We start from the raw sequence: 17,771 nt of genomic DNA on the forward strand, positions 1-17,771 counted from the left end.
GGTCCGCTGACCGGACCGGCTACGGAACGAGCACCGCGCGCCCGCGGACCCGGCCGGCCCGCAGGTCTTCCAGCGCCAGCGCGGCGTCGGCGAACGCGTACTGCTGCACGGCCACCGAAAGCTCGCCCGCCGACAGCCGCTTGACGAGCTCGCCGGCGACCTCGCGAGCCCGGCGCTCCTGCCGGATCATGTTGACCGGCAGCAGCGCGACGTCGTCGAGGAGCCAGGACGGCAGGTCGAGCCGGACCTCGGTGCCGGTCACGTAGCCGATCACCGCCGCGCGCCCGCCCGGGCGGACCCAGCGGGTGCGGGCCACCAGCCCGTCACCGCCGAGCGTGTCGACCAGCAGGGACGCGGGGCGGTCGGCGGCGAGCCGCTCGATGTCCCCGGTGGATTCGAGGCAGACGCCGGTGACGCCGTCGGGCACGTCGGCGAGCTGGTCTTCGCGGCCGACGACGCCGGTGACCTTCGCGCCGGCGAGCCGGGCCTGCTGCGCGACCATCGACCCGACCGCGCCGGCGGCGCCGACGACGATCACCTCCTCGTCCTCGCCCAGCCGGGCCACGTCGTGCAGGACCACGAACGCGGTGGTCGCCGGCACGAAGAACGTCGCGGCGACCTCGGGGGCCAGCGGGGAGTCCAGCCGGGTCACGGCCTTGGCCGGCACGCTCACCCGCTCGGCCCACGTCCCGTCGCGCAGCAGGCCCAGGCCGCCGCCGCGCAGCATCACCTGGGTGCCCGGTTCGAAGCCGTCGCCGGCGACGACGATTCCGGCGCCCTCCACGCCACCGGCATAGGGCAGCGGCGGCTTCAGGTCGAAGGTGCCGCTCGCGACGGTGGCGTCCAGGTGGGCCACGGCCGCCGCCTGGACGTCGACGAGCACCTCGCCCGCGGCCCGCGCCGGTTCCGGGACGTCGTCCACGACCGGCGCCGATCCCCAGGTGTGGAACCGCGCGGCCCTCATGCGGCGGCGGCCTTGCGGAGGAACTCCAGGCTCAGCGGGTTGTAGCGGGCGGCCTGCTCGTGCTGCGGCCAGTGGCCGCACTCTTCGAACAGCTCGAGCCGCGAGCCGGGGATGTTCTCGTGCATCCTGGTGGCCTCCGGGACCTCGCCGAACGGGTTCTGGCGGCCCCACACGATCAACGTCGGCTGCGTGATGCGGGCCAGCTGCTCCGGGCGCAGCAGGTTGCGCTGCCGCCGTTCCATGTCCTGCAGCGAAAGCAGGTTGTCCACATTGGCCACGAACTCCGGCGTGTGGTAGATCGCGTGCCGGACCTCGACCAGCTCCTCGGTCGCGTTCTCCTCGCTCGCCATGAGCAGCCGCAAGCGCTTGCGGGTCAGCTCGACGTCGTCGGTGGCGACGGCGTTCTTCGTGCTGGTGCGGATCCGGTCCATGACCTCGGGGTTGGCGACGGTCCCGCCGGCGCACAGCAGCTGCAGGCTCAGCACCCGCTCCGGGTGGTCGACCGCGGCGCGCGCCCCGACCCAGCCGCCGAGGGACTCGCCGACGATGTGCGCGGCCCGGACGCCGACGGCGTCGAAGTAGTCCAGCAGGTGCTTGACGTAGTCGGCGATCTCGTACGGCCGCGCGGGCTTGCCGGTGTAGCCGTGGCCGAGCATGTCGATCGCGTGGACGTCGAACTCGCTGTGCGCCACGATGTTGCGCGCGAACGCTTCGAGGTGCCCGCTGGTGCCGTGCAGGAACACGACGGCTTCGGCGTCCGGGTTCCCGGCCCGCAGCGTGCGGGTCGGGACGCCGGCGGCGTCGACGTATTCGACCCGGTGGGCGATGGGGCTGAGTTCGGTCCAGATGCTCACGCGGGCTCCTTGGTGTTGATGCGGTGGACTTGGGTGTTGCTGCAGGCGGCGAGCTTGCGCAGGGCGGCCAGCGTCGCGGCCGCGGCGGTCAGGGCGAGCAGGACCTTCACGCGGGGACTCCTTCCGGGACGAGCGAGCGGAAGAACCCGTCGACCACCGCGTGGTAGGCGTGCGGGCGTTCTTCCTGCAGGTGGTGGGAGACGTGGTCCATGACGTGCAGGTTGCCGTTCGGCACCATGCGCGCCAGCATCAGCGGGTAGTCGGGCGTGAGGAACGCGTCCTGCATGCCCCAGATGAACAGCACGGGCGCCTGGATCCGGCCCAGTTCGTCCGTCAGGTCCTGCCACTCGCCGCGCGGGGAGTCCGACATCGCGGCCAGCTCGCGCTCGCCGGGGTCGAGGCTCTGCTCGTAGCGCAGGTCGAGCGTCTCCTCGGGGAGCCGGTCGCCGTCGTACCACTCCAGGCTGGTGATCAGGCGGCGCATCTTCTCGCGCGTCGGGCCTTCGCCGCCGTAGTAGGCGTCGCGGGCGTTGCGGCCGCGACGACCACCCTCGGGCAGCGGCGCCAGGGGGCCGTAGAAGACGGGCATGCTGCCGGTGACGACCAGCGAGCGCACCCGGTCCGGGTACTTCGCGGCGAGGTTGAGCGCGATCGTGCCGCCCCAGGAATTGCAGACGAAGTCGGCACGCTCGACGCCGAGCGTGTCGAGCAGGGCGACGGTCTTGGCCGCGTGGTGGTCCCACATCGGCCCGGTGATCGGCGTCTTCGCCGAGCGGCCGTACTGGTGGATGTCGACGAGCAGGCACCGCCGGTCCTCGGCGAACAGCGGCGCGACCGGGCCGAAGTCGCTCCACCCGGTGCAGCCGGGGCCGCCGCCGTGCAGGAACACGGTGTCCGGGCCGGAGCCGAGGTCGTGGTAGTGGTAGGTGACGCCACCGCCGTCGGCGTAGTGGCTCTCGGGTGGTGGGGTCATGCTGCTTCCTTCCCGGTGGTGGACAGGGTGATGCGGGCGAGCACCTCGCACAGGCGGCGCATCGCGCGGACGTCGACGGTGTTCATCCCGCGGCTGAAGTCGTCGGTGGCCGCTTTCGGCATGCCGGTCCGGACGGTCGGGATGCCGCGGGCGCGCAGGATGTTCGCGTCCGTGGCCCCGCTGTTGTCCGGCACCGGCTCATGGGGACGGCCGGAAGTCGCTTCCCACGCCTGGATCGCGGTCCGCACGATCGGTGAGCCGGGCGGAGTGCTGGTGCCGGGGACGGCGAGCACCATTTCCGGCTCCACATCGAACTGGGCCAGGAAGCCGGCCAGTTCCCGTTTGACGGACAACGGTGTCGTGCCCGGGGCGATCCGCACGTCCAGGCGGATCCGGCAGGCCGCCGGAGTCACCGCGAGCATCCGTTCCCAACCACCGGCGATCGACCCGATGATCCCCTGCGGGGCGGCGGTGGCCGTGCGGTGGCGCGCCGGGTAGTCGGCGAGCCAGCGTTCCAGGCGCGTCACCACGTCGGCGGCGGTGACGATCGGGTTGCGGTAGGGCAGCCGGTGGCGGCTGCCGGCATAGGTGTGGACGCCGGGCACGGTGATCTCGAACCAGCACAGCCCGACTTCGTCGTGGGCGACGAAATCCCCGGGCTTCGCGATCACCGCGTAGTCGGTGTGCCACCCGCGTTCGAGCAGGAACGAGCAGCCGGTGCCGTGCCCGGTGTTGGCCCGCGCGGGGTAGCCGGGCGCCTCCACGGCGTTGGTGGGCATCCCGCCCGCGCCGAACGCCACGACGACGTCACCGGCCAGCTCGGGCCGGGCGGCACCCAGTGCCTCGGCGAGGACGAGGATGCAGGCCGCGTGACCTTTCGGGTTGCTCGCGCCGAGGCCGGAGACGAACGGGCCTTCGTCGCGGGGTTCCGCCAGCATGTCCGGCCGCAGCTCCGGCCCGATCCACGGGACGTCCAATTCGGGCTGTCCGGTGGTGAGTGTGTCGATCGGGGCGTAGAGCATCAGGTCCGCGCCGGCGCCGGACCCGCGCAGGCGCCCGACGGCGTTGGCCTGGAATTCGTCGAGGTGCTGGGCCTGCGCGGCGAACCCGGCCGCGGACAAGCGCGCGGCGAGCAGGTGGGCCAGGGGTGCTTCACGGCCGGTCGGGCTGGGGATCGCCGTCACCGCGTGGGCCGCCTCGCGCAGCCGGTCTTCGGTGATCCGGGCCAGCACCGCGTCGAGGGCGGTCACGGCCGGATCACCGCGACCCCCATCCCGGTCAGCCACTCGGGCATGGGCGAGTAGGCCAGCGCCCGGCCCGGGGCGAAGCCCAGCGCGGCGGCCATGACGAGCCACGTCCGCAGCTCCTGGCCGCCGTTGCCGGCCGCCTTGCCGATCTCCTCGGTCGTCCACGAGGTGTACTTCCGCAGTTGCCCGCGTTCCAGGTCGGCCAGGAAGGTTTCGTCGAACTCGGGGAACAGCACCGGCCGGGCCGCGGTGATGATTTCGCGGCGGCGTCCGTCGTAGCTTTCCCAGTCGCCGCGGCCGTTGAGCCACGCTTCCACGAGGAACTCTTCGTCTTCGCCTTCGGGCGCCCGCCAGTCGTCGGGCCAGGGCAGCTGGTGCGAGAGGCCACCGGACGCGATGACGACCACCCGCAGATCCTCGGGCAGCGCCGCGACGGCCAGAGCGATGTTGCGGCCCAGCTCGGCGCAGCGGTCGGTGCGGGGGAGTGGCGCGGCGAAGACGTTGACCACCAACGGAACGACGGGCACCGCGAGGTCGTCGAGGAGGTACTGGATCGCGTGGGTCTGGCCGTGGTCGATCTGCAGGCGCGCCGAGATCGCCACCTCGGTGCCGCGCTCGACGAGGTCCTCGGCGAGCCGCTGCGCGAACTCCGGCGCGACCTTCTGCGGCCCCGAAGGCGTTTTCGCCTCACCCGAGCCGATGACTTCGCCGACGCCGAGGGTGAACGGCGGGATCATGTCCAGCCAGAACCCGCGGAAGTGGTTGGAGCCCACGATGATCGCGAGGTCGGGCTCGGCCGCGGCGATCTCGTCCCGCGCTTCGCGCAACGCGTCGCGGAAGCGCTCCGCGCGGTCGGTGTGCACGACCTTGTCCCAGTGGGTGTTCATCAACGTCGAGTGGGACGCCCCGACGCCGAGCACCACGCGCGCCATCAGTCCGACTCCGGGACCGGGACGGTGACGCCCTGCGCGGCCAGGCGCTCGACCCGCTCCTCGGAGGTGTCCTCGGCGAGCTTGCGCCACTTGAGCAGCGAGTCGTCGGGCCGGTAGAGCTTCTCCGGCGGGGCGTCGGTCACCTCGACCATCCACTTGTCCTGCCCGGAGAACTGGCCGTGGAACAGCCACCGGACGAACCCGAGGTACTTGGCGTAGAACGGCAACGCCTTCCAGCCGCGCTGGAAGCTCGCCAGCACGCCGACGTAGAGGTGGTTGTCCGCGTCGACCGGGACGTAGAACTCGTAGTGGATGAACGTCGGGTAGACGATCCGCAGCACGCCGGGCATGCTCACCGACGCGAAGCCCGGGAACTCCTGCGCCGCGATCACCGGATTCGTTTCGCGGTGCGTGCCGGTGTTGCCGACGTTGCCGACTTCCTTCGGCGGCTTCAGCTTGAACCACGCCTGGTTGTCCCACTTGCCGAGGCCGGGGAAGTCCGCCGTCCAGTACTGCTTGTCCTGGACGCGGTAGATCCACCGGCCGCGCTGGACGATCCGGGTCTCGTTCCACACCGGCATCGCCTTGAACAGCCGCCACAGGGCAGTGCGGTGCAGGTACTTCGCGTGGCCCTCGTCGTAGCCGTTCTCGCAGGCGAAGCGCCAGTTGCCTTCACGCGGCTGGATCCGGGAGCCGACGATGGCCTCGTTGCGCACCAGTTCCTCGGGCAGCTGCTCGTCGATCGGCGGGGCCTCTTCGCCGTCGCCGACGAACACCCACACCATGCCCAGGCGCTCCTCGACCGCGTACGTGGGCTGCTTCACCTTGCCGCAGATCGGCGACGCCGGGCCATCGGTGATCGCGGCCTTGAGGTCGCCGGTCTTCAGGTCGAACGTCCAGCCGTGGTACGGGCACGAGATCGTGCCCGGGAACTGCTGGTTGCCCTCCGACAGCGGCACGCCGCGGTGCGGGCAGCGGTCCTTCAGCGCGTACACCTCGCCGCCGTCGCGGACCAGCACGATCTTCTGCCCGAGCAGCGTGATCTGCCGGGGCTTGCCGGTGAACCGCGACGAGTACCCCACCGGGTACCAGTAGCCGCGGAACCCGGCCGCCGCGGCCTGGTAGTGCGGCCAGCTCGACCAGTCCTGCCGGCCCGGGAGCCTCGCCGGTCGCCGGCTCCGCCGGGCCGGGGTGGGGGCCGTCTCCCCGTTCTGCACGCTCATGACCGCTCCAAGTTCGTTGTGCCGAAGCCGACGCGAGTCCACCACCGCGCCGGCCGGCGGCCAACGCCTCCGGTCCGCTCACCGAACCCCGGTCCGGAATCCGGGCCACGGTCCGCTCACCGGTCCGGGATCCGGGTCCGCGCGGCGGGGCCCGCCTACTGTCCGGCGCTGTCCACTTTCGACGTCATCACGGAGGCCGACCCATGTCCCTCGACACCGACATCCTCCTGGTCGGCGCCGGACCGACCGGGCTCTACGGCGCCTACTGCGCGGGGTTCCGCGGGCTGCGCACCGTCGTGGTCGACGGGCTGCCGCAGCCCGGCGGCCAGATCACCGCCCTGTACCCCGAGAAGGAGATCCTCGACGTCGCGGGCCTGCCGCGCGTCCGGGGCCGCGACTTCGTGGCCGCCCTGCTCGACCAGGCCGGCCGTTACGAGCCTGAGTACCTGCTGGGCCGCCAAGCCGTGGCACTCGGCCGCGCCGGCGACGGCCGGCCCGAGGTCACGCTTTCCGACGGCCTGGTGGTCCGCGCCGGAGCGGTGATCCTGACGGCCGGGATCGGCACGTTCACCCCGCGCAAGCTGCCCGCCGGGGAGGACTTCCTCGGCCGGGGCCTGAGCTACTTCGTCACCGACCCGGACGCGCACACCGGCCAGAACGTCCTCGTGGTGGGCGGCGGCGACAGCGCGGTCGACTGGGCACTGGCCCTGGAACCGATCGCGAAGTCCGTCACCCTCGTGCACCGCCGGTCGGCTTTCCGCGCGCACGCGGCGAGCGTCACGGCCGTCACCGAGGGCGGCACGCGGATCGTCACGGACGCCGAAGTCGAAGCGCTCACCGGGGAAGGCACGCTGAAGCTCGCGCACGTCCGGGTGCGTGGTGAAGAGCGGCCCCGGGTGTTCGAAGTGGACAGTGTGATCGCCGCCCTCGGGTTCGTGAGCAACCTCGGCCCGCTCGCCGGGTGGGGGATGCGCCTGCGCGGCCGGTCGATCCTCGTCGACTCGCGGATGCGCACCAGCCTCGACCGCGTCTACGCCGCCGGGGACGTGACCGAGTACGAGGGCAAGGTCCGCCTGATGTCCGTCGGCTTCGGCGAAGTCGCGACGGCGGTGAACAACGCCGCGGTCGCGCTCGACCCGGAGCTGTCCCTCTTCCCCGGCCACTCGACCGAAAACTCCTGACCCGGAAGGAAAACCATGGCCTACGTCATCGGCGCCAACTGCATCGACGTCACCGACCGCGCCTGCCTGGACGTCTGCCCCGTCGACTGCATCTACGTCGGCGAGCGCAAGAGCTACATCAACACGAACGAATGCATCGAATGCGGCGCCTGCGAACCGGAGTGCCCGGTCGACGCGATCTTCGTCGACCGCAAGGCCCGCGGCGACGAGAGCAAGGCGGTGTTCGTCACCGACTCGATCGCCTTCTTCGAGCAGACGCTCCCCGGCCGGGACGCCCCGCTGGGCGACCCCGGCGGCGCCGGCACGGTCGGCGACCTCGGCGTGGACACCCCCATGGTCGCCCGGTACTGAACAGGTCGTGAGTGAGAAACAGCGTTCCAACCCTGTTTCTCACTCACGACCGCTCAGCGGCCGGTGAACCGCGGTGGGCGCTTGTCCAGGAACGCCTGCAGCCCCTCGGCGGCGTCCGCGGTCCGGGTCAGCTCCCGCACGCCCGTTTCCTCGCGCAGCAGTGCTTCCTCGATCGGCAAGCCGTGCCCCTCGTCGACGACCCGCTTCAGGATGCCGATCGCGGCGGTCGGCTTGGCGGCGAGCAGCCGGGCCTCCTCGGCGACGGCGGCGTCGAACAGCCCGGGGTCGACCACGCGATCCACCAGCCCGTGCTCCAGGGCCTGCTGGGCGGTGAGCCGGGTGCCCTCGATCATCAGCCGCTTCGCCCGGTGCGGCCCGACGAGCCGGGGCAGCCGCTGGCTGCCGCCGGCCCCGGGGAACAGGCCGAGGGCGATCTCGGGGAACCCGAAGCTCGCCGTGGCCGAAAGGATCCGCAGGTCACAGGCCAGCGACAGCTCGGCGCCACCGCCCAGCGCGTGGCCGTTCATGGCGGCGACCACCGGTTTCGGTGCCCGCTCCAGGAGCCGCTGGACCTCGATCCAGCCGCGCATCTCGGCCTGGTTCGCGTCGGACAGGTCCCGCATGACCGCGATGTCGGCGCCGGCGACGAAGAACTTCCCGGTGCCGGTGACGACGAGGCACCGCACGCCGGGGTCCTCGGCCAGCGGCGGCAGCACCTCGAGGAACTCCGCGATCAGGGCCGGGTTCACGGCGTTGGCCGGCGGCCGGTCGATCCGGATCGTCGCGACTCCCGCGTCCCGGGTGGTGGTCAGGACCGGCATGCGTGTTCCTCTCATTCGGTGATCCCGGCGGCGCGCAGGGCCGCCAGGCGGTCGTCGTCGAAGCCCAGCAGCTCGCGCAGGACCGGTTCGGTGTGCTGGCCCAGCAGGGGCGCGGGCGAGGTGAGCGCGCCCGGTGTCGCCGTCAGCCGCGCGACGATCCCCTCGTGCAGCACCGGCCCCGCGATCGGGTGGTCCAGGCGCTCGTAGAAGCCGCGCGCGGCCAGGTGCCGGTCCTCGACGAGGTCGCGGCCGGTCGCCACGACGGCGGCGGCGACCCCGGCGGCCTGCAGGCGGTCCGCGAGTTCGCCGGCGTCCTGTTCCCGGGTCCACGCGGCGAGGGCGGCGTCGATTTCGTCCTCGGCCCGGCGCCGATCCTCGTAGGACGGCAAGCCCGTCAGGTCCCGGAGCGCGGCCCACTGGCTGTCGTCCCGGGCGGTGATGGCGACCCACCGGTCGGCTCCGGCCGCCGGGTAGACGCCGTGCGGCACGGCGTGCCGCGACCGGTTCGGGTGCTCGGCGGTGCGCGGGTCGCCGGTTCCCGGGTCGAGCACCGCGGGACCCATCGTGGCGGCCATCGCCTCCAGCTGGGACAGTTCGACGTGCCCGCCGTGCCCGCGGATCAGCAGGTCCAGCGCGCCGAGCACCGCGGCGTTCGCGGCGACCATGTCGCCCAGGCCGAACGCCAGGCCCTGCGGTGGCCCGCCCGGATCGGCCGTTTCGGCGGACAGCCCGGCCATCGCGGCGAGCGTGTCGGCGAAGGTGACGGCCGTCCGCCACGGCCCGGTGTGCCCGACCCCGGACATCGACACGAGGATCGCGCGCGGGTTGATCTCGCGCAGCGACGCGTAGTCCAGGCCCCACTTCGCCAGCACGCCCGGACTGAAGTTCTCGACGATGACGTCGCAGCGGGCGGCCAGCTCCCGCAGGACGGCCTGCCCTTCCTCGGTGCGGAGGTTGAGGGCGATGCTGCGCTTGCCGCGGTTGAAGTTCAGGAAGTAACCCGAGTCGTCCGGCCCGGCGTCCGGGCGCAGCCGCATGGACGGCGAGAAGCGGGTCGGGTCGTGCCGGTGCTTCGACTCGACCTTGATGACGTCGGCGCCGTGCTCGGCCAGGATCTTGGTCGCGTACGGCCCGGCCAGCACCCAGGTCAGGTCCAGCACCCGGACGCCGTCGAGGGCCCGGGGCTTCGCGGGCCGCCGTCCACTCCGGACACCGCGCCACCGGCCTTCCGTGAGCGGGGACAGCGTCACCGGCCGGGGCAGGCCCGGTGCGTCCCAGGGGAAACCGGCGTCTTCGGTGCCGCCGACCGACACGAAGAACTGCCGGTCGCGCAGCTGCGGATTGCGGGTCAGCTCCGCCGGCGAGGTCACCTCGGCCCAGGGCAGGGCGCGGGCGCGGCCCTGCTCGGCGACCTCCGACGCCGGGCGCTTGGCGACGAACCGGGCGATCACGTCGTCGACGTGCGGCCGCTCGGCCCAGCGCACCACCTGGTCGGCGAACCGCTCGTCGAGCAGGTCACCGGCCTCGCCCGCCTCGGCCAGCCAGCTCAGCAGGCCGGTCCACATGCGCTCGCTGCCCGAGTAGCCGCCCGCGACGTACCCGTCGGCGGCCGCGAAGATCCGGTGCGCGACGTGCTCGTAGACGCCGCCGGTGCGGACCGGGAACCGGCCGGCGTGGATCCAGGAGATCGCGCCCGTCTCCAGCGTCGCGGCGACCGCTTCCTGGGCCGAGACGTCGATCAGCTGCCCGGTCCCGGCGAGGACGCCGAGCAGGGCGGCGATGGCGCCGTGCGCTCCGGCGAGCTGGCAGGCCTGTTCGCGCGGCGGCGGTTGCGGCTGGCCGCCCGGCTTCCCGCCGAGCCAGGTCATGCCGCCGGCGGAGGCGAGCACGAGGTCGCCGCCGAGCCAGCCGCGGCGCGGGCCGGTGAGCCCGAAGGGCGTCACGACCACGTGGACCGCGTGCGGCCAGCGCGAGGTCCCGTCGGCGTGCAGCCCGCGCAGCTTGGCGACCGGACCGCTTTCCAGGACGACATCGGCCTCCCGGGCCAGTGCGTCGAGGCCGGCCGGCGTGGCCAGGGTTTTCCCGGCGTGCCAATGGATCCGCTCGTGCCGGGGCAGGTCGTCGTCGGGGTCGACGCGCACGACGTCGGCGCCGAGCCCGACCAGCAGCCGGGCGCCCTGCCGGGCCAGTTCGTCGGTGAGGTCGAGTACGCGCAACGGTGCCCTCCTGCGGAACGGGGATGTCGTGGCGACCGTAGGCAGCGCCGGCACCCGCGCGGTCGGCCGCGGTTCACTGGGCGGACCGGGCCTCGGCGTCCCAGGTCGACTCGTCCACGGTGGACGGCAGCAGCGACTTGACGACCTTGCCGCTGCCGTTGCGCGGCAGCTCGCGGGCGATGCGCACGTACCGCGGCTGGGCGTGCCGCGGCAGCCGGGTGCGGCACCAGTCCCGGACCGCCGGTCCGTCGAGGGCGTGGTCGGCGGTGGCGAGCACGACGAGGAGTTCCTGCTCGGTGAGGTCCGACTCGACCCCGACGACGGCCGCGTCCACCACGCCGGGCAGGGCCCGCAGCACCTGCTCGACCTCCCAGGTCGCGATGTTCTCGCCCCGCCGCCGGACCACGTCGCCGCGTCGCCCGGCGAAGGTCAGGTAGCCGTCGGCGTCGAGACGGCCGCGGTCACCGGTGCGGAACCAGCCGTCCCGCAGCACCGCGGCGGTGGCGGCGGGGTCGCCGGCGTAGCCGCGGAACCGCATGTCCGGCAGCTTCGCCCGCGCGGCGATCTGCCCGGTCTCGCCGCGAGGCAGCGGCCGTCCGGTGTCGTCGAGGATCGCGACCTCGTACTCGGGCACCACGCGGCCCGCCGTGCCCGGCCGCCAGTCGTCCGGGGTGTTCGCGGCGACGTCCCCGAGCTCGGTGCTCGCGTACGCCTCGAGGGCTTTCACGCCGAAACGGCGGAGGAACCGGGCCGCCAGTTCGGCGGGCGCCGGGGCGCCGTAGGCCAGCCGGACGGCGTGGTCGTGGTCGGTGCCCGGCCGCCGGTCCAGGATGGCCAGCATCGCGCCCATGAAGTTGAACGCCGTGACGCCTTCGCCGCGGCAGACGTCCCAGAAGCGGGACGCCGAGAACCGGCGGTGCGCGACCAGCCGTGCCCCGGTCAGCAGCGCGGGCAGCAGAGCGGTGTGCCGGACGTTGACGTGGTTCCACGGGAACACGTTGAGCAGCACGTCCCCGGGGCCGTAGCCCATCGTCGCCGCCACCCGGCGCGCGTGTCGCACGGCCGCGAAGTGCGGCAGCTCCGCGGCCTTGGGCCGGCCGGTGGTGCCGGAAGTCGAGAGCACCACGAGCACGTCACCGGGCGCCGGGCGGTGCTCCCGGACCCCCGTCACGGGCAGCTCGTCGAGGAGCGGGTGGCCCGGGGGCGCGGGATCGTCCTCGGGGACCAGCACCACGCGTCCGACCCGGTCCAGCAGGGTGGCCAGGGCCGGGTTGCCGGTCAACGCCGACGTCCCGGCGACCAGCACGGTGGCGCCGGTGGACCGCCGGACCGACTCGGCGGCCGGGAACGTGACGTCGAGGGCCAGCGGCACCTCCACCGCCCCTTGCCGCGCGAGGCCGAAGAGCAGGTCCACGGCGCTACGGCCGGGCCGCACGCAGGTCAGCACGCGCGTGCCGGGCGGGACCGGCAGGCGTGCGGCGAGCGCCCGGGAGCCCTCGTCGGCGTCCCCGACCCGCATCCGGGTGCCGTCGTCGAACCGGACCAGCTCGCGGTCCGGATCCGTTCGTGACCGGCTGGTCAGCAGGTCGACCGGGGTGCCCGGCTGAGGTTCGCTCACCCGGGTGATCGTCGGACCGGCTCCGGACCGGGCCCAAGCGGGCGGTCCGTTGAGCGGACCGGTCAGGTTCCATCAGGTTCCCGTGTGGTCGTGAGTGGGAAACAGTGCTCCAACCCGGTTCCACTCACGACGGCCGCGGCGGACTGGTCAGCCGGCTGCCCGTTTCACCGGGGCGGCGGCGAAGGGCTCGTTGCGCACCTCGGAGGCGGTCAGCAGCGCGCGGTCGAGCGCCCGCGCGATGGTGGCCGCGGCCGTGCGCAGCTCCGGCAGCAGGCGCCGGGGGACCAGGCGGGCCACCGGGGCGGTCGTCGACACCGCCGCGTGGACCGTGCCGTCCGCGCCGGTCACGGGCACCGCGAGGCTGCCGACGCCCGGCATCGTCTCCTCGATCTCCAGCGCGAAGCCCTTGGCCCGCACCACCGTCAGCTGCTTGCGCAGGTCGTCCACGGAGGACACCGTGCGCGAGGTCAGGTGGGTCAGCCCGGCCTCGCGCAGGCGGGCCAGGCGCTCGTCGGGGTCGGGGGCCGTCGCCAGCAGCACCTTGCCCGTCGCCGTCCCCGGCGCGGGCAGCCGCCCGCCGATCCGCGAGTGCGAGTGGATGTTCGCCTCGCCGGCGACCTTCTCCAGGAAGAGCACGTGCACGCCGTCGAGCACGGCCAGGTGGATCGTCGCGCGGGTGGCGGCGAACAGGTCGGCCAGCGCGGGCCGGGCGACCGCCCGCAGCACCGCGGAAGCGGGCACCCGCTGCCCGAGCTCGAACATCCGCAGGCCGAGCTGGTAGCACTCGCCGCGGCGTTCCAGCAGTCCCCACTCGACCAGCTCCTGCGCCAGCCGGTAGGCCGACGCCTTCGGCACGCCGGACCGGCGGCTCAGCTCGGTGAGCCCCAGCTGGTAGGCGCCGGATTCGAAGGCGCCGAGCAGGAGCTGCGCCTTGCCGAGCACCGAGCTGGGGCGGCCCGCCTCCTCTGCTGACACAGCGCCTCCTCACCGGCCGGGAACGAGCCGTGATTATCACCATCCGGCAAGATCCAAGTCCAGCCGGCGCCACCGTCCGTTACCTGCGTGTTTCCGGCCGTCGTGGTCGGAAACGGTCCGGTGACGCGGTTCGCTGGGCGGACCGCGGGCGTAGGCCGATCGGCCGTGAGGGCGAACACTCCCGGCACGTCCCACCGACCACGCGAGGAGCCGCATGACCACGATGGAGTACGGCTACGTCAGGGTTCCCGGCGGCCAGGTGCACTACGCGGAGCAGGGGAGCGGCCCGGCCGTCCTCCTGCTCCACCAGACCCCGCGCTCGCTCGACGAGTTCCGGGAGCTGCAGCCGCTCCTGGCCGCCGGCCACCGCGTGCTCGCCCTCGACATGCCGGGCTTCGGCAACAGCATGGCGTTACCCGCTCCGCAGCGCATCGAGGACTACGTCCGCGGCACGCTGGCGGCGCTGGACGCGCTCGGGATCGGCCGCACGGCGGTGCTCGGCCACCACACCGGCGGCGTGGTGGCGGTCGAGCTGGCCGCCGCGGCGCCCGGCCGCGTCACGGCGGCGGTGCTGTCGTCGACACCGTGGGCCGGCCCGGCGTACCGGGCGTCGCATGCGGCGGGTCCCGGGGTGGACGACGCCGTCCGCGAGCCCGGTGGCGGCCACCTGCTCGCGTGGTGGGCGCAGCGGCGGCCCCACTACCCGCGCGGGGCGACCGGCCTGCTGGACCGGTTCGTCCGGGACGCCTTGGCTCCCGGCGTCGACCCGCGCGAAGGCCATCTGGCGTGCGCGCGGTACGAAATGGAACGGCGGATCGGGCACGTACGCGCCCCGGTCCTGCTCCTCGCCGGGGCCGGCGACCCGTTCGCGCTGCCCGCACTGGAGCCCTTGGCGCGGCACCTGACCGCGGCCGCCGTCGTGGAGCGGGCCGTGATCGACGGCGGGACCGTCGCGCTCATGGAGGACAAGGCCGCCGACGTCGCCGGCGTGGTGGTGCCGTTCCTGCGCCGCTTCGCCCGATGACCGCGGTCCGCTGATCGAACCCCGGCGTTGCCGGCGTCCCGGCACGCAGACGAAAGTACCGCAACTCAACCGGCTCTTCCGGAGGCAGCTATGTCCGCTGGTACACGACCACATCGGCAACAGGCCAGGGCCGCGTTGGCCGGGTGGTTCGGCACCACCGTCGAATTCTACGACTTCTTCGTCTACGGCCTGGCGGCGTCGCTGCTGTTCCCGAAGGTCTTCTTCCCCGCCGCCGATCCGGTGGTGGGCACGCTGATCTCCCTTTCCAGCTTCGGGGTCGGCTACGTCGCGCGGCCGTTCGGCGCCCTGCTGTTCGGGCACCTCGGCGACCGGATGGGCCGCAAGTCCATCCTCGTCACCACCCTGATGATGATGGGCGTCGCGACCACCGCGATCGGGCTGCTCCCGTCGTACGGCACCTGGGGCATCACCGCGCCGGTGCTGCTGGTCGCGCTCAGGATCGTGCAGGGCGTGTCCCTCGGCGGTGAGTCCAGCGGCGCCGTCCTGCTCACCGTCGAGCACGCCGAGAAGCGCCGGCGCGGGTTCTTCGGCGGCATCCTCAACACCGGCACGGCGGTCGGGACCATCCTGGCCAACGCGATGTTCCTGCTGGTGGCGCGGCTGCCCGAGGCGGACCTGCTCGCCTGGGGCTGGCGGATCCCGTTCCTGGTGAGCGTGCTGCTCGTCGTCGCCGGGCTGGTGATCCGGCTCGGCCTGCGGGAGAGCCCGGAGTTCGCGGACGTCAAGGGCAGCGGCGCGGTGCACCGGCTGCCGCTCGTGGACGTCCTGCGCAGGTGCGGCGGCACGGTCGCCCTGGTGACGCTGGCGACCCTCGGGGCCGGCGTCATGATCACGGTGACGTCGGTGTACGTGCTGACGTACGGCAAGACCGCGCTGGGCCTGAGCACGTCGGCGATGCTCGACGTCCTGCTGCCCGGCCTGGTCGTGGTCGTGATCGGCGCGCCGCTGTTCGGCAGGCTGGCCGACCGGATCGGGCCGCGGGCGGTCTTCGTGGCCACCGCCGCGTCGATGGTCGTGCTCCCGTTCGTCTGGTTCCCGTTGCTGAACACGAAGAACCCGTGGCTGATGCTGCTCGGCTTCGCCGTGCTGTACATCGGCTACGCGGGCAACTTCGCGATGTTCCCGGTCTACTTTTCGCAGGCGTTCCCGGTTTCGCTGCGGTTCAGCGGGATGGCGATCGGGTTCACCTTCGGGACGATCTTCGGCAACGCCTTCGCGCCGGCGATCAGCGCGTCCCTGCTGGCGTCGACCGGCACCTGGGTGCCCATCGCCGGGTACATGGCCGCGGCCTCGGCGGTGAGCCTGGTCGCCGGGCTGCTGCTGCGGGAAGCACGGTCCGGGCAGCCGGAGGTCCTGCGCGAGGAGACCGGGGCACCGGCGGCATGAGGATCGGGGTCCGGGTCCCGCCGTGCGTTCCCGTGCCGGAGGTGGTGGCCTTCGTCCGCGAGGCCGAGCGCCTCGGCTTCGACGACGTGTGGTTCCCGGACTCGCAGCTGCTGTGGCGAGACGTCTTCGCCACCGCGGCCGCGGCCGCGGCCGGCACGTCGAGGATCGGCCTGGGCACGGCAGTCACGAACGTGGTGACCCGGCACCCGTCGGTGGTGGCGGGGGCGGCGCGGACCGTGGCGGAACTCGCGCCCGGCCGGTTCGTGCTCGGTGTCGGCGTGGGCAACAGCTCGGTCGTCCCGGCCGGGCTCGCCCCGTCGACCCGCACCGGGCTCCGCGCCGGGCTGGACGTGATCCGGTCGCTGCTGGCCGGCGCGGAGGTCGAGTTCGGCGGCGTGCGGTCGCGGCTGCGCGACCCGGTGGCCGTGCCCCTCCACCTGGCGGCGAGCGGTCCGCGGAACCTCCGCCTGGCCGGCGAGGCCGCGGACGGCGCGATCCTGCTGTCCGGCGTGGCGCCCGAGCCCCTGCAAGCCGCGCTGCGGCAGGTGGCGGCGGGTGCGGCCGGACGCGATCCGGTGCCGATCACGGTGTCGGCGTTCTGCCGCGTCACGGACTCGGTGCGACGGGACGCGCGGGAGCTCAAGCCGGTGTGCTCGAGCATCGCGGCCAACGGCGGCGCGGCGTTCCTCGCGGAAGCCGGGATCCGGGTGCGCGTGCCCGAGCGGTGGCCGGAGCTTCGCCCGGATCTGCTGCACGCCGAGTCGTGGGAAGCCGCGATCCGGGCCTGCGAGTCCGGTGTGGACGACGACGCGGCCGAGGCGTTCGCCCGCCGGTTCTGCCTGTTCGGCACCGCGGACGAGATCGCGGCGCGGCTGACCGAGCTGAGCCGGTCCGGCGTGTCGGCGGTGCTGCTGCAGCACGTCGGTTCCTACGACCTGCCACGGCAGCTGATCACCGACTTCGCCGGCCGGGTCCTGCCCGTGCTGAGGCGCTAGGACCGGTCAGGCGCGCGAACCGGCGCCCGACCGTCCTCCGCCACGCCGGCGATCCACCCGCGGTCCGGTCAGAAGACCGCGATCCGGTTTCGGGACTGCGTACGGTCGCGCCTGCCATTCGGGAGAGGCTCCTGCAGAAGACTCAAAACACCCGGCCCGGGGTGCCAACGACCAGAAGCAGCAGCACACCTAGGAGCTGTCCTGTGAGTCATCGGAGCCAGAGCACGATGGCGGCGATGGTGAGTTCTGCCTGGTAGCAGGCGGCGCGTTTGGCGTAGCGGGTGGCCAGGTCTCGAAACTGCCTGAGGTGGTCGAAGCAGCGTTCGACCACGTTGCGCTGCGTGTAGACCTCGGGATCGAACGCGGGTGGCCGCCCGCCGCAGGAGCCGTTGGCCGCGCGGCGGGCGATCTGGTCATCCCGTTCAGGACTGACGAAGGTGATCTGCCGGTCCCGCATCGCCCGACGGGTCGAGGGGTGCGAATACGCCTAGTCCGCGATCACCGTCTCCGGCCGGCATCGCGGACGACCTCGCCCGAGGCGGGCGAGGCTGATGCCGTCCAGCAGCGGAACCAGCCGCGGATTGTCGCCCGCCTGCCCCGGGTGTGAGCAGAAACCGCATCGGCAGGCCTCGCCCGTCGACAGCGAGTGGATCTTGGTGCATAGCCCGCCGCGGGATCGCCCGAGTCCTTCGCCGTCGCAGGCGAGGGCTTCGGCTCCGTCGCTGCATCCCCCTTTTTCCGGCACCAGCCGATTGCTGATGGGCCCGGACCACGCTGGAATCCACCGAGATGATCCATTCGAGGTCGCCGACGGCGTTCGGGCAGGTCACGCCACGGTGCGCCGGTGCGGAGTTTCCACAAGGTCGCGTTAATGACTTGGCGGTGATCACGCCACCACCGCCCACCGCCTTGCCGCGGTGGCAGCAGCGGCTCGATCACCGCCCATGCCCTATCCGTCGACTCACCACGACCTACCACGTCCGCATCCAA

General features: G+C 73.0%; 15 protein-coding genes and 1 pseudogene. 5 read left to right on the forward strand and 11 right to left on the reverse strand.

Going from position 1 to position 17,771, the window contains the following annotated elements; genetic code table 11:
* Positions 1-19: 19 nt before the first annotated feature.
* The 6 genes from BT341_RS22375 to BT341_RS22400 form a co-directional block, all read right to left on the reverse strand.
* On the reverse strand, positions 20-964 hold the full coding sequence (locus tag BT341_RS22375; RefSeq protein WP_072478143.1) for a quinone oxidoreductase family protein: 945 nt from the start codon (positions 962-964) through the stop codon (positions 20-22).
* Positions 961-1,818, reverse strand: a complete 858-nt coding sequence (locus BT341_RS22380) for an alpha/beta fold hydrolase (protein WP_072478144.1) — start codon at positions 1,816-1,818, stop codon at positions 961-963. The genes BT341_RS22375 and BT341_RS22380 overlap by 4 nt, the downstream gene beginning before the upstream one ends.
* 106 nt (positions 1,819-1,924) lie before the next feature.
* Positions 1,925-2,791 carry an alpha/beta fold hydrolase gene (locus BT341_RS22385; RefSeq protein WP_072478145.1) on the reverse strand — a complete coding sequence of 289 codons (867 nt, stop codon included), beginning with the start codon at positions 2,789-2,791 and terminating at the stop codon, positions 1,925-1,927.
* Positions 2,788-4,041 carry a M20 family metallopeptidase gene (locus BT341_RS22390; protein WP_072478146.1) on the reverse strand — a complete coding sequence of 418 codons (1,254 nt, stop codon included), beginning with the start codon at positions 4,039-4,041 and terminating at the stop codon, positions 2,788-2,790. The genes BT341_RS22385 and BT341_RS22390 overlap by 4 nt, the downstream gene beginning before the upstream one ends.
* Positions 4,038-4,970, reverse strand: a complete 933-nt coding sequence (locus BT341_RS22395) for a DODA-type extradiol aromatic ring-opening family dioxygenase (RefSeq protein ID WP_072478147.1) — start codon at positions 4,968-4,970, stop codon at positions 4,038-4,040. Before BT341_RS22395 ends, BT341_RS22390 begins: the two co-directional genes overlap by 4 nt.
* Positions 4,970-6,193 carry an aromatic ring-hydroxylating oxygenase subunit alpha gene (locus BT341_RS22400; protein WP_072478148.1) on the reverse strand — a complete coding sequence of 408 codons (1,224 nt, stop codon included), beginning with the start codon at positions 6,191-6,193 and terminating at the stop codon, positions 4,970-4,972. The genes BT341_RS22395 and BT341_RS22400 overlap by 1 nt, the downstream gene beginning before the upstream one ends.
* A 203-nt stretch (positions 6,194-6,396) precedes the next feature.
* Here BT341_RS22400 and BT341_RS22405 point away from each other — a divergent pair, with 203 nt between their 5' ends.
* Both BT341_RS22405 and BT341_RS22410 read left to right on the forward strand, forming a co-directional pair.
* Complete coding sequence (locus BT341_RS22405; protein WP_072478149.1) at positions 6,397-7,374, forward strand: NAD(P)/FAD-dependent oxidoreductase; 978 nt, start codon at positions 6,397-6,399, stop codon at positions 7,372-7,374.
* A 15-nt stretch (positions 7,375-7,389) separates the two neighbouring features.
* Positions 7,390-7,725: a ferredoxin family protein gene (locus tag BT341_RS22410; RefSeq protein WP_072478150.1), complete on the forward strand. Its 336-nt coding sequence runs from the start codon at positions 7,390-7,392 to the stop codon at positions 7,723-7,725.
* Between the two features lie 53 nt (positions 7,726-7,778).
* Here BT341_RS22410 and BT341_RS22415 read toward each other — a convergent pair whose 3' ends face one another.
* The 4 genes from BT341_RS22415 to BT341_RS22430 all read right to left on the reverse strand — a co-directional run bounded on the left by BT341_RS22415 (position 7,779) and on the right by BT341_RS22430 (position 13,355).
* On the reverse strand, positions 7,779-8,546 hold the full coding sequence (locus BT341_RS22415) for an enoyl-CoA hydratase/isomerase family protein (RefSeq protein WP_218177755.1): 768 nt from the start codon (positions 8,544-8,546) through the stop codon (positions 7,779-7,781).
* Positions 8,547-8,557: 11 nt separating this feature from the next.
* Positions 8,558-10,762, reverse strand: a complete 2,205-nt coding sequence (locus tag BT341_RS22420) for a CaiB/BaiF CoA-transferase family protein (RefSeq protein WP_218177756.1) — start codon at positions 10,760-10,762, stop codon at positions 8,558-8,560.
* A 73-nt stretch (positions 10,763-10,835) separates the two neighbouring features.
* A complete protein-coding gene (locus BT341_RS22425; protein ID WP_072478152.1) occupies positions 10,836-12,380 on the reverse strand; it encodes an AMP-binding protein in 1,545 nt (514 codons plus the stop codon).
* Between the two features lie 147 nt (positions 12,381-12,527).
* On the reverse strand, positions 12,528-13,355 hold the full coding sequence (locus tag BT341_RS22430; protein WP_072478153.1) for an IclR family transcriptional regulator: 828 nt from the start codon (positions 13,353-13,355) through the stop codon (positions 12,528-12,530).
* A 214-nt stretch (positions 13,356-13,569) separates the two neighbouring features.
* Here BT341_RS22430 and BT341_RS22435 point away from each other — a divergent pair, with 214 nt between their 5' ends.
* The 3 genes from BT341_RS22435 to BT341_RS22445 all read left to right on the forward strand — a co-directional run bounded on the left by BT341_RS22435 (position 13,570) and on the right by BT341_RS22445 (position 16,781).
* A complete protein-coding gene (locus BT341_RS22435) occupies positions 13,570-14,379 on the forward strand; it encodes an alpha/beta fold hydrolase (RefSeq protein ID WP_072478154.1) in 810 nt (269 codons plus the stop codon).
* A 135-nt stretch (positions 14,380-14,514) separates the two neighbouring features.
* Positions 14,515-15,786: an MFS transporter gene (locus BT341_RS22440; protein ID WP_177328880.1), complete on the forward strand. Its 1,272-nt coding sequence runs from the start codon at positions 14,515-14,517 to the stop codon at positions 15,784-15,786.
* Positions 15,783-16,781: an LLM class flavin-dependent oxidoreductase gene (locus BT341_RS22445; RefSeq protein ID WP_072478156.1), complete on the forward strand. Its 999-nt coding sequence runs from the start codon at positions 15,783-15,785 to the stop codon at positions 16,779-16,781. The genes BT341_RS22440 and BT341_RS22445 overlap by 4 nt, the downstream gene beginning before the upstream one ends.
* Before the next feature lie 208 nt (positions 16,782-16,989).
* Here the strand turns inward: BT341_RS22445 and BT341_RS47670 are convergent.
* A pseudogene (locus BT341_RS47670) lies at positions 16,990-17,771 on the reverse strand (IS5 family transposase).

This window comes from Amycolatopsis australiensis (genome assembly GCF_900119165.1).
Classification (GTDB): domain Bacteria; phylum Actinomycetota; class Actinomycetes; order Mycobacteriales; family Pseudonocardiaceae; genus Amycolatopsis; species Amycolatopsis australiensis.

Bases quoted from the DNA above. Each gene is read 5' to 3' on its own strand.
- BT341_RS22375 (WP_072478143.1), bottom strand. From the start codon at position 964: ATGAGGGCCGCGCGGTTCCACACCTGGGGATCGGCGCCGGTCGTGGAC.
- BT341_RS22400 (WP_072478148.1), bottom strand. From the start codon at position 6,193: ATGAGCGTGCAGAACGGGGAGACGGCCCCCACCCCGGCCCGGCGGAGC.
- BT341_RS22405 (WP_072478149.1), top strand. From the start codon at position 6,397: ATGTCCCTCGACACCGACATCCTCCTGGTCGGCGCCGGACCGACCGGG.
- BT341_RS22385 (WP_072478145.1), bottom strand. From the start codon at position 2,791: ATGACCCCACCACCCGAGAGCCACTACGCCGACGGCGGTGGCGTCACC.
- BT341_RS22445 (WP_072478156.1), top strand. From the start codon at position 15,783: ATGAGGATCGGGGTCCGGGTCCCGCCGTGCGTTCCCGTGCCGGAGGTG.
- BT341_RS22435 (WP_072478154.1), top strand. From the start codon at position 13,570: ATGACCACGATGGAGTACGGCTACGTCAGGGTTCCCGGCGGCCAGGTG.
- BT341_RS22395 (WP_072478147.1), bottom strand. From the start codon at position 4,970: ATGGCGCGCGTGGTGCTCGGCGTCGGGGCGTCCCACTCGACGTTGATG.
- BT341_RS22415 (WP_218177755.1), bottom strand. From the start codon at position 8,546: ATGCCGGTCCTGACCACCACCCGGGACGCGGGAGTCGCGACGATCCGG.
- BT341_RS22410 (WP_072478150.1), top strand. From the start codon at position 7,390: ATGGCCTACGTCATCGGCGCCAACTGCATCGACGTCACCGACCGCGCC.